Annotated in this window: 12 protein-coding genes; 11 read left to right on the top strand and 1 reads right to left on the bottom strand. The window is 61.9% G+C overall.

Features of this window, described 5'->3' with window-relative positions:
- The first annotated feature begins 1 nt into the window (after position 1).
- The gene (locus tag HGT1_RS07950; protein WP_176249390.1) at positions 2 to 1,192 is read left to right on the top strand and encodes a DegT/DnrJ/EryC1/StrS aminotransferase family protein; all 1,191 of its coding nucleotides are present in this window, start codon (positions 2 to 4) and stop codon (positions 1,190 to 1,192) included.
- A gap of 57 nt (positions 1,193 to 1,249) precedes the next feature.
- On the opposite strand, the gene HGT1_RS07945 is transcribed toward HGT1_RS07950, so the two are convergent.
- Positions 1,250 to 1,720 (bottom strand): pyridoxamine 5'-phosphate oxidase family protein, encoded by a 471-nt coding sequence (locus HGT1_RS07945; protein ID WP_176249389.1) that lies wholly within the window; start codon positions 1,718 to 1,720, stop codon positions 1,250 to 1,252.
- A 142-nt stretch (positions 1,721 to 1,862) separates the two neighbouring features.
- Between HGT1_RS07945 and HGT1_RS07940 the strand changes: the two genes are divergently transcribed.
- The 10 genes from HGT1_RS07940 to HGT1_RS07895 all read left to right on the top strand — a co-directional run bounded on the left by HGT1_RS07940 (position 1,863) and on the right by HGT1_RS07895 (position 12,484).
- Positions 1,863 to 3,026: an isovaleryl-CoA dehydrogenase gene (locus HGT1_RS07940; RefSeq protein WP_176249388.1), complete on the top strand. Its 1,164-nt coding sequence runs from the start codon at positions 1,863 to 1,865 to the stop codon at positions 3,024 to 3,026.
- The gene (locus tag HGT1_RS07935) at positions 3,023 to 3,511 is read left to right on the top strand and encodes a lysozyme inhibitor LprI family protein (protein WP_176249387.1); all 489 of its coding nucleotides are present in this window, start codon (positions 3,023 to 3,025) and stop codon (positions 3,509 to 3,511) included. Before HGT1_RS07940 ends, HGT1_RS07935 begins: the two co-directional genes overlap by 4 nt.
- Before the next feature lie 3 nt (positions 3,512 to 3,514).
- On the top strand, positions 3,515 to 5,038 hold the full coding sequence (locus HGT1_RS07930) for an AMP-binding protein (RefSeq protein WP_176249386.1): 1,524 nt from the start codon (positions 3,515 to 3,517) through the stop codon (positions 5,036 to 5,038).
- Positions 5,039 to 5,072: 34 nt separating this feature from the next.
- Positions 5,073 to 6,677, top strand: a complete 1,605-nt coding sequence (locus tag HGT1_RS07925; protein WP_176249385.1) for a carboxyl transferase domain-containing protein — start codon at positions 5,073 to 5,075, stop codon at positions 6,675 to 6,677.
- A gap of 10 nt (positions 6,678 to 6,687) precedes the next feature.
- Positions 6,688 to 7,104, top strand: a complete 417-nt coding sequence (locus tag HGT1_RS07920; RefSeq protein WP_176249384.1) for an ASCH domain-containing protein — start codon at positions 6,688 to 6,690, stop codon at positions 7,102 to 7,104.
- Between the two features lie 131 nt (positions 7,105 to 7,235).
- Positions 7,236 to 9,185, top strand: a complete 1,950-nt coding sequence (locus tag HGT1_RS07915; RefSeq protein WP_176249383.1) for an acetyl/propionyl/methylcrotonyl-CoA carboxylase subunit alpha — start codon at positions 7,236 to 7,238, stop codon at positions 9,183 to 9,185.
- The gene (locus tag HGT1_RS07910) at positions 9,182 to 9,835 is read left to right on the top strand and encodes a glutathione S-transferase family protein (RefSeq protein ID WP_176249382.1); all 654 of its coding nucleotides are present in this window, start codon (positions 9,182 to 9,184) and stop codon (positions 9,833 to 9,835) included. Before HGT1_RS07915 ends, HGT1_RS07910 begins: the two co-directional genes overlap by 4 nt.
- A 53-nt stretch (positions 9,836 to 9,888) precedes the next feature.
- Positions 9,889 to 10,746, top strand: a complete 858-nt coding sequence (locus HGT1_RS07905) for a hydroxymethylglutaryl-CoA lyase (RefSeq protein ID WP_176249381.1) — start codon at positions 9,889 to 9,891, stop codon at positions 10,744 to 10,746.
- Positions 10,746 to 11,531, top strand: a complete 786-nt coding sequence (locus HGT1_RS07900; protein WP_176249380.1) for a crotonase/enoyl-CoA hydratase family protein — start codon at positions 10,746 to 10,748, stop codon at positions 11,529 to 11,531. The genes HGT1_RS07905 and HGT1_RS07900 overlap by 1 nt, the downstream gene beginning before the upstream one ends.
- Positions 11,532 to 11,584: 53 nt before the next feature.
- Positions 11,585 to 12,484, top strand: coding sequence for an NAD(P)-dependent oxidoreductase (locus tag HGT1_RS07895; protein WP_176249379.1), 900 nt, complete (start codon positions 11,585 to 11,587; stop codon positions 12,482 to 12,484).
- The last annotated feature ends 144 nt before the right edge of the window (positions 12,485 to 12,628 follow it).

Below are 12,628 nucleotides of genomic sequence, written 5' to 3'. Positions count from 1 at the left end.
CATGGAGGTGTTCAAGGGCAGCTTTACCCAGCAAGAGCCCATACCCGACGATGCGATTGACGCCGCCGTTGCGGTGATGCGCCACGGGCGGTTGCACCGCTATAACACTGCGGGTGATGAAATCGCGGAAACTGCGTTGCTTGAACAGGAATTCGCGGCATTGGTCGGTGCGAAATATTGTCTGGCCGTGGCATCAGGTGGCTATGCGATGGCAACGGCATTGCGCGCCGTGGGGGTAAAGCCGGGCGACAAGGTCTTGTCGAACGCCTTTACGCTGGCCCCTGTGCCCGGCGCGATTGCGGCCGTCGGGGCCGAGCCGGTGTTTGTTGATGTGACCGACGGGCTGGTCATTGATCTGGACGATCTGGCGGGCAAGCTGGATCAGGCCAAAGTTTTGCTGCTGAGCCATATGCGGGGCCATATCTGCGACATGGATGCGCTGATGGCCATGTGCGATGCCGCCGGCGTCACCGTGATCGAGGATTGCGCCCACACCATGGGGGCCGCGTGGAATGGCGTGGCTTCGGGACGGCAGGGGGCGATCGGGTGTTATTCCTGCCAGACCTACAAACATGTCAATGCGGGCGAGGGCGGTCTGCTGGTCACCGATGACGCCGAAATGGCCGCGCGTGCGATCATGTTGTCGGGGTCTTACATGCTGTACGAAAAGCATCTGGCAGGTCCGCCGCCAGAAACCTTTGACCGGATCAAATACGAGACCCCCAACATATCAGGCCGCATGGACAATCTGCGCGCGGCGCTGTTGCGGCCCCAGTTGCGCAAGCTTGAGGCGCAGGTGGCACGCTGGAACGAGCGGTATTTCACTCTGGAGGCCGGAATGCGCCACACCCCCGGATTGACCGTGATCGAACGGGCGGCGGGGGAAAGCATCGTGGGATCGTCGATCCAGTTTCTCTTGCAAGGCTGGGCCGCTGACAAGGTGCGGGATGCCTTGCGCCGCTGTCTGGCCCGCGGAGTAGAGCTGAAATGGTTCGGCGCGGCAGAGCCGTTGGGCTTTACCAGCCGCTATGACAGTTGGCGTTATGCACCGTCTGACCCGCTGCCCAAAAGCGATGCGGTGCTGGCCGGGTTGATCGACATGCGGGTGCCGCTGACGTTCAGCATTGACGATTGCACCCTGATCGCCCGCATCATCCGCGAGGAAGTCAGCGCAGTTTACCAGCAGGCCTAGCGCATGAAAAAAGGGCGCATGAAAGCGCCCTGATTTCATTTGATTTGCATAAACGGATTAGAACCCGAGGGTGCCATGCTGGCCCATGTCGGGTTTTTCGTCTGTGATATGGGCCTTGGCGATTTCATAGAGGAAGGACAGGCTGCCACCGGTCGCCCAGACCTCGGCCTCTGTCAGGTCCATGCGCAGCAGTTGGACGTCTTCATCCTGACGGCCATCCTCGAACCACGCGCCTGCGATTGCCGACCACAGTTCGTCCAGCTTGGCAGGGTCTGTCACCGCCTGCACCTTGCCATCAATGCGCGCATACAGATGTTCGTCCTTGCTGATGACGACATATTCAGCCGCTACACCCGACTGTGCGGTTTTCGCCAGATCGGTGCCCTTGGCCGTGATAAACCACAGCGCGTTCGCATCCTCATCGACATAATGGCTCATCGGGACGGAACGTGCCGTGTTTGTGCCCAACATGCCTGTGCGGATATCTTCGATCCGGTCCCAGAATTCTTCCTTCAATGACGTACCCATATTCAACGCGTCCTTTCACACTTGTTCACTGTGACAACAGCGGCGCGGGGGATCGGGTTCCATACGACTTGGATTTGCTTGACCGAATCCTCTGAGGGTGTAAAGTAATGAACAACTGTTCAATAAACTCTGGGAGGGGTCCATGTTCAACGCCAGCATGAAATTCGATTTGGGCGACGATGTGAATGATCTGCGCGATATGGTTCACCGTTGGGCGCAAGAGCGGGTCAAACCGATGGCCGCCGGCATTGATCTGAAAAACGAATTCCCCGCCGAGCTTTGGGAAGAGATGGGCAGCCTTGGTTTGCTGGGCATGACCGTGAGCGAAGAATACGGCGGCACCGGCATGGGCTATCTGGCGCATACCGTCGCGGTCGAGGAAATCGCGCGGGCCTCTGCCTCGGTTTCGCTGTCTTACGGGGCGCATTCCAACCTGTGCGTCAACCAGATCAGCCTGAATGGCACACCTGAACAACGGGCGAAATTCTTGCCGGGCCTGTGTGCGGGCACCCATGTCGGCGCGCTGGCCATGTCTGAACCATCGGCGGGCAGCGACGTGGTGTCGATGAAACTGCGCGCCGAAAAGCGCAACGATCACTATCGTTTGTCCGGCAATAAATACTGGATCACCAACGGCCCCGATGCCGATACGCTGGTGGTTTACGCCAAGACAGACCCCGATGCGGGGTCCAAGGGGATCACCGCCTTTCTGATCGAGAAATCGATGAAGGGTTTCACCACCAGCCCGCATTTCGACAAGCTGGGCATGCGCGGGTCAAACACCGCCGAGCTGATATTTGACGATGTCGAAGTCCCGTTCGAAAACGTCTTGGGCGAAGAGGGGCGCGGCGTGCGTGTTCTGATGTCGGGGCTTGATTACGAACGTGTCGTTCTGGCGGGCATCGGTCTGGGGATCATGGCCGCCTGTCTGGACGAGATCATGCCCTACATGGCCGAGCGCAAACAATTCGGCCAGCCGATTGGCAGCTTCCAACTGATGCAGGGCAAGATGGCCGATATGTACACTGCGATGAATTCCGCCCGTGCCTATGTCTACGAGGTCGCAAAGGCCTGTGATCGCGGCGAGGTGACCCGCGCGGATGCGGCGGCTTGCTGCCTTTATGCCAGCGAAGAGGCGATGAAACAGGCGCACCAGGCGGTGCAGGCCATGGGCGGCGCGGGCTATCTGTCCGACAACCCTGTGGGGCGCATCTTCCGCGATGCTAAGCTGATGGAGATCGGGGCAGGCACGTCGGAAATCCGGCGCATGCTGGTGGGCCGCGAGATGATGGGAGCAATGGCATGATCCGGTTCGCTGCAGTGCTGACGCTGCTGGCCGCACCCGCGATGGCGCAGGATTTGCAATATACCGACAGGGTTACGCAAACCTGTCTGGAAGAGGCCGACAGCTATGGCGCAAAGATCAATTGCGTTGGCGCATCGGCGGGGCAATGCATGGAAGATACACCCGGCGGCAACAGCACCTATGGCATGGGCGGCTGTCTTAACCGGGAGTACACCTATTGGGATGGTTTGTTGAACAGCCATTACAAGGCGGCGATGGAACAGGCAAAACGGCTTGATGGCGAGCGCCCGGCGTCGATGAAAGACCTGCCGGGGGCGGCAACAGCCCTGCGCGACATGCAACGTGCGTGGATTCCGTTTCGGGACAAGGCCTGCGCCTATGAGGCGTCGCTTTGGGGCGGTGGTTCGGGGCAGGGACCCGCGACAGTCAGCTGTCTTATGCAGCAAACCGCCAAACAGGCCCTGATCCTCGAGCCTTGGGACTAGGCGATGGCTGGCCCCTTGCCCGGTCTGGATATGTCGGGGGCGTGGGACATTCCTGCGCGGCTGAACATGGCCGCGCAATGTCTGGCGCAGGATGCAGGCCGCACGGCGATTATTGATCTGACGGGCGATGTCCGCAGGGATGTCAGCTATGGCGATCTGTCCGGGATGGCCGATGGTCTGGCGCGCAGCTTGCTGGCCCGCGTGCGGGCGGGCGACCGCGTCGGGGTCTTGCTTAGCCAAAGCCCGTGGTGTGCGGCGGCCCATCTGGCGATCTGGAAAATTGGTGCGATTTCAGTGCCTTTGTTCAAGCTCTTCAAGTATGACGCGTTGAAATCCCGCGTGCAGGACGCCGGCATCACGCTGGTGCTGACCGACGCCGAAGGGCGCGATCTTCTGGATGATCTGGCCGAGGCATGGATGGCGCAAACCGTGGGCATCGCGGGCGATCCGGTACCCTTTGCCGATACCGGCCCGGACGATCCGGCGGTGCTGATTTACACATCGGGCACCACGGGCAGCCCCAAGGGCGCGCTGCACGGCCACCGCGTTCTGACCGGGCATTTGCCCGGCGTATCGCTGAGCCATGATGTGTTGGGCGCGCAAGGCGATTGCCTGTGGACCCCTGCGGATTGGGCATGGATCGGCGGGCTGTTTGACGTGTTGATGCCCGCGCTGGCCTTGGGTGTGCCCGTGGTCGCGGCGCGGTTGCCCAAATTTTCGCCCGAAGACTGCGCGCGCATCATCGCGGATGGCGGCGTGCGCAACGTGTTCTTTCCACCAACGGCGCTGCGGATGCTCAAGGCGGCGGGGGCCGAAATATCAGGTTTGCGCTCGGTCGCGTCGGGCGGTGAACCGCTGGGCGCGGAGATGCTGGCATGGGGCCAAAGCGCCTTCGGCCTGACGATCAACGAATTTTATGGTCAGACCGAATGCAACATGGTCGCGTCCAGTTGCGCCGCGCGGTTTGCGGCCCGTGCGGGCTGTATCGGCAAGGCCGTGCCGGGCCATGACGTGGCGGTGATCGACAGTGATGGCACCCCCACATTGGCCGAAGGCGATGTCGCGATCCGGCGTGGGTCTGCGGCGATGATGCTGGGCTATTGGCAGCGCCCCGAAGCCACGGCCGAAAAATTCCGCGGCGACTGGATGATCACCGGCGATCGCGGCATCTGGGAAGGCGAGTATCTGCGCTTTGTCGGCCGCGAGGATGACGTGATCACCTCGTCGGGCTACCGCATTGGCCCCGCCGAGATCGAGGACTGCCTGCTGACCCATCCGGATGTCGCGACCTGCGGTGTGGTGGGCAAACCGGACGCCCTGCGCACCGAAATCGTCAAGGCCTATGTGGTGCGCAAAACCGGCAGCAGCGTTGACGCGGCAACCCTGCAAGACTGGTGCAAAACCCGTCTGGCCAGCTATTCCTACCCGCGCGAAATCACCTTTCTGGATGCGCTGCCGATGACCGTGACGGGCAAGGTGATCCGCAAAGACCTCAAAGCGCTTGCCACAAGCGAGCAGACCCCGTGACCGCTGTCCAATTGATACACCCAAGGAGACCCACATGAAGCTGATCTCGCAGGCGCTGCCCTCATCCGAAGGCTTCAAAGCCAACGAAGCCGCCCATCTTGAAGCGTTGCAAACCGTGCGCGAAGCGTCCGAGGCGGCTGCATTCGGGGGCGGTGAAAAATCACGTGCCCGCCACGAGAGCCGGGGCAAGATGCTGCCGCGTGAACGGGTGGCGAACCTGCTGGACCCCGGATCGCCTTTCCTCGAGGTTGGCGGGCTGGCGGCGCACGGCCTTTATGGCGGGGCGGCCCCTTGTGCGGGCGTGATCGCGGGCGTGGGGCAGGTGCATGGCATCGACTGCATGATCGTGTGCAATGACGCGACGGTTAAGGGCGGCACCTATTTCCCGATGAGCGTCAAGAAACACCTGCGCGCCCAGGAAATCGCCGAGGAAAACCATCTGCCCTGCATCTATCTGGTCGACAGTGGTGGCGCGAACCTGCCCAATCAGGACGAGGTCTTTCCCGACCGCGACCACTTTGGCCGGATTTTCTATAATCAGGCTCGGATGAGCGGCAAGGGCATCCCGCAGATCGCGGTTGTGATGGGGTCGTGTACCGCCGGTGGGGCCTATGTGCCGGCGATGTCCGATGTGTCGATCATCGTCAAGGAACAGGGCACGATCTTTCTGGCCGGCCCGCCGCTGGTCAAGGCCGCGACAGGCGAAGTCGTGACCGCCGAAGACCTTGGCGGCGGCGACGTGCACACCCGTCTGTCCGGTGTTGCCGATTATCTGGCCGAGGATGACGCCCATGCGCTGGCGCTGGCGCGCCGTGCCGTGGCGGGGCTGAACCGTGCCAAACCCGCCACCGTGCAATGGCAGCCCAGCGAGGAACCCGCCTATGACCCCGCCGAGATGCTGGGCGTTGTCCCCGCCGATCTGCGCACGCCCTACGACATCCGCGAGGTGATCATGCGGCTGGTAGATGGCAGCCGCTTTGACGAATTCAAATCGCGCTATGGTGAAACGCTGGTCTGCGGCTTTGCCCATGTCAAAGGCTGCCCTGTGGGCATCATCGCCAATAACGGGGTCCTGTTTTCGGAATCTGCGCAAAAAGGCGCGCATTTCGTCGAGTTGTGTTCGCAGCGCAAGATCCCGCTGGTGTTCTTGCAAAACATCACCGGTTTCATGGTGGGGCGCAAATACGAGAACGAAGGCATCGCCCGGCACGGGGCCAAGATGGTGACTGCCGTAGCATCCACCAACGTGCCGAAAATCACCATGCTGGTGGGCGGGTCATTCGGTGCGGGCAACTATGGCATGGCCGGGCGGGCCTATTCCCCGCGCTTTATGTGGACATGGCCCAATTCGCGGATTTCCGTCATGGGGGGCGCGCAGGCGGCAGGGGTTCTGGCCACGGTCAAGCGCGATGCGATTGAACGGGCTGGCGAAAGCTGGAGCGCGGAAGACGAGGCCAAGTTCAAGCAGCCCACGATCGATATGTTCGAGGAACAGTCGCATCCGCTTTATGCCTCGGCGCGGCTGTGGGATGACGGCGTGATCGACCCGCGCAAAAGCCGTGATGTGCTGTCGCTGTCGCTGCGGGCCAGTTTGAATGCACCGATCGAGGACACACGCTTTGGCGTGTTCCGGATGTGAGGGGATCGCCATGACAAAGACATTACAACAGATCGTCGATGCCAATCCGGAGGCGGAAACATTCCGCTTTGGCGACAACCCGAAACTATGTGCCGAGATCATCGCCTTGGTGCGGGCCGGCAAAAAGACCGCCACCTGCGAGGCCGCATCGGCCTATGGCGCGGGCGGGGATGCATACCCCGAGATTGGCCGCCGCGACATCGCGCTGAACTGGGATGGCACGCCTGCCTTTATGATCGAAACGGTCGAGGTATCGACCCGTCGTTTCAACGAGATGGACGCCGAATTTGTCGCCGCGCAGGGCGAGTTTCGCGATCTGGCCGACTGGCGCGAAAAATACGAGGCGTATTTCCATCGTAGCGGCGGGTTCAAGCCAGACATGAAGCTGATGTGTGAACGGTTCAAGCTGATTGAGGATTTCGCCTGATGGGAGCTTTTTCGGTGATCGCGAGGGATTGCTGGGGGCCGGCCCCCAGACGCAGGGTTTGCTGGGGGCCAGCCCCCAGACCCCCGGAGTTTATCTGGCAAAATGAAGATAAGGTTTAAGGGGATTGGGTGATGTTTGATACAATTTTGATTGCGAACCGGGGCGAGATTGCCTGCCGTGTGATGGAAACGGCTCAAGCCATGGGCGTGCGCTGTGTCGCGGTTTATTCGGATGCGGATAGGTCGGCCAAGCATGTGGCGATGGCAGATACCGCGGTGCATATCGGCGGGTCTGCCCCGGCGCAGAGTTATCTGCGTGGTGAGGTGATCATTCAGGCGGCCCTGGACACGGGCGCGCAGGCGATCCATCCGGGCTATGGGTTTTTGTCAGAGAACCCCGATTTTGTGGATGCTGTCGAGGCGGCGGGGTTGGTGTTTATCGGACCATCGGCCAAGGCGATCCGTGCGATGGGATTAAAAGACGCCGCTAAGGCCTTGATGATAAAGGCAGGTGTACCGGTTGTGCCGGGCTATCACGGGGCCGATCAGGGCGATGCCCTGCTGGCGGCCGAGGCGGGCAAGATCGGCTATCCGGTGTTGATCAAGGCCGTTGCGGGTGGCGGTGGCAAAGGCATGCGGCTGGTCGAGGCGGCGGACGGGTTTCAGGCCGCGCTGGACAGTGCGCGCTCCGAGGCGAAAACCGCCTTTGGCAATGCCGATGTGCTGGTCGAGAAATTCGTGACCAAGCCGCGTCATATCGAGGTGCAGGTGTTCGGGGACGGCACCCGTGCGGTGCATCTGTTCGAGCGCGATTGTTCGCTGCAACGGCGCCACCAGAAGGTGATCGAGGAAGCGCCGGCCCCCGGCATGACCGCTGAAATGCGCGAGGCCATGGGGCAGGCGGCGGTGACGGCGGCCGAGGCGATCGGCTATGCCGGTGCGGGCACCATCGAATTTATTGTGGACGGGTCGGACGGGCTGCGCCCTGACGGGTTCTTTTTCATGGAGATGAACACGCGGTTGCAGGTGGAGCACCCCGTGACCGAGGCGATCACCGGCGTTGATCTGGTCGAATGGCAATTGCGCGTGGCGGCGGGGGAAAGCCTGCCGATGCGCCAGGATGCGTTGGGCATTCAGGGCCACGCGTTCGAGGCGCGGCTTTATGCCGAGGATGTGCCGAAAGGCTTCTTGCCTGCGACAGGCACGCTGACCCATCTGGCGTTCCAGAACGGAGCCCGTGCCGATAGCGGTGTGCGGGCGGGGGATACGATCAGCCCGTTTTACGACCCGATGATTGCCAAGATCATCGTGCATGGGCCGACGCGGGAAATTGCCCTGTCCAAGCTGCGCTCGGCTTTGAAGAATTGCGAAGTGGGCGGCACTGTTACCAACCTTGCGTTTCTGGGCGCGCTGGCCGGGCATGACGGCTTTGGTGCGGGGGATGTGGATACCGGGTTGATTGGCCGCGAGATCGACAGCCTGACTGTCGCGCCCGACGTGCAGCCGCGTCATGCGGCGCTGGCAGGCATGGCGGCTTTGGGTCTGCTGCACGCGGGCAGCGATACGGGGTTCACCTTGTGGCAGCCGTTGGTGCGTCAGGTCGGTCTGACCTGGGGCGGGGAGGATCACCTGTTGAAGGTGCAGGTGCTGTCGCCAAGCGAACAGCTTTGGCAGGTCGACGGGACCGAGGTTGTGGCCCGGCGTGCGGGCAGCGGCTGGCAGGTCGGCGGGCACAGTGCAGCGGCTGTTGCGGTGAAGGACGGTCAGGTCACGGTCTTTGACGGTTACGGATTGGTGTTCGAGGTGATCGACCCGCTGGCCCGTGCGGCCGGGGGCCACGGCGATGGCAATCTGGTCGAGGCACCGATGCCGGGGCTGGTGCGCAGTGTCGATGCTGTTGTGGGGCAAGCGGTTGCCAAGGGCGACCGTCTGGCGGTGCTGGAGGCGATGAAGATGGAACACAGCCTGCTGGCCGCGCGGGATGGGATTGTGGCCGAGGTCTTGGCCGTGGCCGGCGATCAGGTCGAAGCGGGGGCGGCGCTGGTGCGGCTGGAGCCCGAAGCCGAGGCGGACGCGGCATGATCACCCTGCACCACGTTCCGCAGAGCCGGTCGATGCGCAGCCTGTGGTTGCTCCATGAACTGGATGTGCCGTTTGAAGTCGTGGTGCATCCTTTTGACAAATCCCTGCGCGATCCGGCCTATCTGGCGATTTCGCCAGCGGGTCGTGTGCCGTCGCTTGAGATCGACGGCGAGGCGATGTTCGAGACCGGCGCGATTGGCGAATATTTGTGCGAGCGGTTCAGCCCCGAGGGGCTGGGCCGGATGCCCGGCACGCCGGAGCGCCAGCAGTGGCTGGTCTGGATGCATTTTGCGGAAACCGTCAGCCAGCATTGCGCAGCCCTGACCCAGCAACATGTGGCCTTGCGCGATGATGCCATGCGCAGCCCGATTGTGATGAAATTGGAAGCCGCACGGGTGAAGAAATGCTATGATGCCATTGAGGCGCGTCTGGAGGGGCGGGATTATCTGCTGTCCAGCGGGTTTACGGCTGCCGATATCGGGGTCGGGCAGGCCGTTTACATGGGGCAGTTTTTCGCCAGGACCGACGACCATCCAAGGGTGGCTGCGTGGTTTGGCCGGCTTTCGGAGCGGGCGGGGTTCGTTAAATCCCTGCCTACGGAAGGGGCCTTGTTTGAACAGGGGTTTTTCGAACCTTGGCCGGTCGTGTGAGGCCAATGGCGTTATTTTGAGTTTATTTGGCAAAATGAAGGGGAGGGACGGAAATGGACAAGGGCGTTTGTGAAATATTCGAGGTGGGGCCTCGGGACGGGCTTCAGAACGAGGCGCGCGAAATTCCGGTGGCCGAAAAGATTGCCTTGGTCGATTTGCTAAGCCGGGCCGGGTTTTCACGGATCGAGGTGGCGAGTTTTGTCAGCCCCAAATGGGTGCCGCAAATGGCGGGATCGGGTGAGGTTCTGGCCGGGATCAAACGTGCCGAGGGGGTGCGCTATGCAGCGTTGACGCCGAACATGCGCGGCTATGAGGATGCGGTGGCGGCCAAGGCCGATGAAATCGCGATCTTTGCCTCGGCCAGTGAGGGGTTCAGCCAGAAGAACATCAACGCCAGCATTGACGAGGCGTTCGAGCGTTTCGCCCCCATTCTGGAAGAGGCGCGGCATGTGGACATGCCTGTAAGAGGCTATGTGTCTTGCGTCATCAAATGCCCCTATGACGGGGTGGTATCGCCTGCGCAGGTTGCTGCGGTGGCCGACCGGCTGTTTGCCATGGGATGTTACGAGGTGTCTTTGGGCGATACCATCGGCGCAGGGACGCCTGACAGCATTGCCAAGATGCTGCTGGCGGTGCGTGATGTTGTCCCTGTGGGGCGGCTTGCGGGGCATTTTCACGATACCAACGGGCGGGCGATTGATAATATTGATGCGTCGCTGTCCATGGGGGTGCGGGTGTTTGATGCGGCTGTTGGCGGTCTTGGCGGGTGCCCCTATGCGCCCGGTGCGGCGGGCAATGTAGCGACCGAGGCGGTGAATGCGCATCTGACCGCGCTCGGGTATAAAACGGGGCTGGATCAAGCCTTGATCGAGGAAGCCGCCGCCATGGCGCGGCAGATGAGGACCGGCTGATGTACGAGACGATAAGGGTCGAGACAGACCCGCGCGGGGTCGCCACGCTGACGCTGGCGCGTGAAGACAAGCACAACGCCATGTCGGCGCAGATGATCGCGGAGCTGAGCCAGGCGGCGGCGCAGCTGGGTGCGGATGACAGCGTGCGGGTTGTCATTCTGACCGGTGCGGGCAAGTCGTTTTGCGCGGGCGGCGATCTGGGCTGGATGCAGGCGCAGCGCGATATGGATGCGGCCACACGGTCGGCCGAGGCTGGCAAGCTGGCCGCGATGCTGGGCGCGTTGAATGCGCTGCCCAAGCCGTTGATCGGGCGGGTGCAGGGCAACGCCTTTGGCGGCGGGGTCGGGATGGCGTCGGTCTGCGATGTGGCGGTCGGTGTAGATACCCTCAAGATGGGGTTCACCGAGACGCGGCTGGGCATCATCCCGGCGACCATCGGCCCCTATGTGCTGGCCCGCATGGGCGAGGGGCGCGCGCGGCGTGTGTTCATGTCGGCGCGGTTGTTCGGGGCGGATGAAGCCGTTGATCTGGGCCTGCTGGCGCGGATCGTTCCGGCTCAGGACCTTGATGCCGCAATCGAGGCCGAAGTCCTGCCCTATCTGTCTTGCGCACCCGGTGCGGTCGCCGCGGCAAAGCAATTGGCCCGCGATCTGGGGCCGCGGATTGACGCCGAGGTCGTGGGGCACACCATCGCGGCGCTGGCCGCAAGATGGGAGACCGACGAAGCCGCCGAGGGAATCGGTGCGTTTTTCGACAAGCGCAAACCGGCATGGATAAAGGCTTGACCGCGACCCGTGTTGCGTTACCTCGGACGTAGAAGACACACCGGGAGGGCATGATGCGGATTTTGTTTACAGGCGGCAGCGGCAAGGCGGGGCGGCATGTGGTGCCCTATCTGATGGATCAGGGGCATCAGGTGTTGAATGTCGACCTTGTGCCGCTGGACTATCCCGGTGTCGACAACCGCATTGCCGATATGACCGATGCCGGGCAGATGTTCGACGTCATGCAAAGCTATGCCAATCTGGGAGAGCTGGAACCGGGCCACGGTATGCCGCGCTTTGATGCGGTGGTGCATTTTGCAGCGATCCCGCGCATTCTGATCCGCTCTGACAACGAGGTGTTTCGGGTGAACACCCTTGGCACCTATAATGTCATCGATGCCGCGCTCAAGGCCGGGGTGCGCAAGGTGATCTTTGCGTCCTCCGAGACGGCATATGGCATCTGCTTTGCCGATGGAGAGGTCAAACCGCAGTATATCCCGATGGACGAGGACCACCCGACCGTCCCGCAAGACAGTTATGCCATGTCCAAGGTCTGTAACGAGGCGACGGCGCGCAGTTTTCAGGCGCGCACGGGGGCCGATATTTACGGGCTTCGAATCAACAACGTGATCGAGCCTGATGAATATGCGCGGATTTTTCCGAATTTCATCGACGACCCCGACCAGCGCCGCCGCAATATCTTTGCCTATATTGATGCGCGCGATCTGGGGCAGATGGTGGCCCGCTGCCTAAAGACGGACGGGCTGGGTTATGAGGTGTTCAATGTCGCCAATGACGACCATTCGGTGGACCGCACAACGTCGGAATTGATCGCACAGTATTATAAAGACGTCCCGCAAACCCGCGAGATGGGCGAAAACGAGACATTTTTTACCAACGCAAAGGCCCGCGCGCTGCTTGGCTTTGCGCCCGAACACAGCTGGCGGGATTATGTCGATGCGCGCAGGAAATAGGCACCCCCAGAGCCACTGATCTGCCCGCTCATCCATGGTGAAACGGAAACCCTCAAAAATGGCGGGTTCGGTTGACCCTGACGAGGCGGCGGAGTAAACCCCATTCAGTCAGGTTCGCAGCCTGACAGGTAAGGCGCATAGCCG

It is taken from the genome of Sulfitobacter sp. HGT1 (genome assembly GCF_013282155.1).
GTDB lineage: Bacteria > Pseudomonadota > Alphaproteobacteria > Rhodobacterales > Rhodobacteraceae > Sulfitobacter.
This window is presented reverse-complemented; position numbering and strand designations above follow the sequence as displayed.

Bases quoted from the DNA above. Each gene is read 5' to 3' on its own strand.
- HGT1_RS07900 (WP_176249380.1), top strand. From the start codon at position 10,746: ATGTACGAGACGATAAGGGTCGAGACAGACCCGCGCGGGGTCGCCACG.
- HGT1_RS07915 (WP_176249383.1), top strand. From the start codon at position 7,236: ATGTTTGATACAATTTTGATTGCGAACCGGGGCGAGATTGCCTGCCGT.
- HGT1_RS07920 (WP_176249384.1), top strand. From the start codon at position 6,688: ATGACAAAGACATTACAACAGATCGTCGATGCCAATCCGGAGGCGGAA.
- HGT1_RS07935 (WP_176249387.1), top strand. From the start codon at position 3,023: ATGATCCGGTTCGCTGCAGTGCTGACGCTGCTGGCCGCACCCGCGATG.
- HGT1_RS07950 (WP_176249390.1), top strand. From the start codon at position 2: ATGGAGGTGTTCAAGGGCAGCTTTACCCAGCAAGAGCCCATACCCGAC.
- HGT1_RS07895 (WP_176249379.1), top strand. From the start codon at position 11,585: ATGCGGATTTTGTTTACAGGCGGCAGCGGCAAGGCGGGGCGGCATGTG.
- HGT1_RS07925 (WP_176249385.1), top strand. From the start codon at position 5,073: ATGAAGCTGATCTCGCAGGCGCTGCCCTCATCCGAAGGCTTCAAAGCC.
- HGT1_RS07905 (WP_176249381.1), top strand. From the start codon at position 9,889: ATGGACAAGGGCGTTTGTGAAATATTCGAGGTGGGGCCTCGGGACGGG.
- HGT1_RS07930 (WP_176249386.1), top strand. From the start codon at position 3,515: ATGGCTGGCCCCTTGCCCGGTCTGGATATGTCGGGGGCGTGGGACATT.
- HGT1_RS07940 (WP_176249388.1), top strand. From the start codon at position 1,863: ATGTTCAACGCCAGCATGAAATTCGATTTGGGCGACGATGTGAATGAT.
- HGT1_RS07910 (WP_176249382.1), top strand. From the start codon at position 9,182: ATGATCACCCTGCACCACGTTCCGCAGAGCCGGTCGATGCGCAGCCTG.
- HGT1_RS07945 (WP_176249389.1), bottom strand. From the start codon at position 1,720: ATGGGTACGTCATTGAAGGAAGAATTCTGGGACCGGATCGAAGATATC.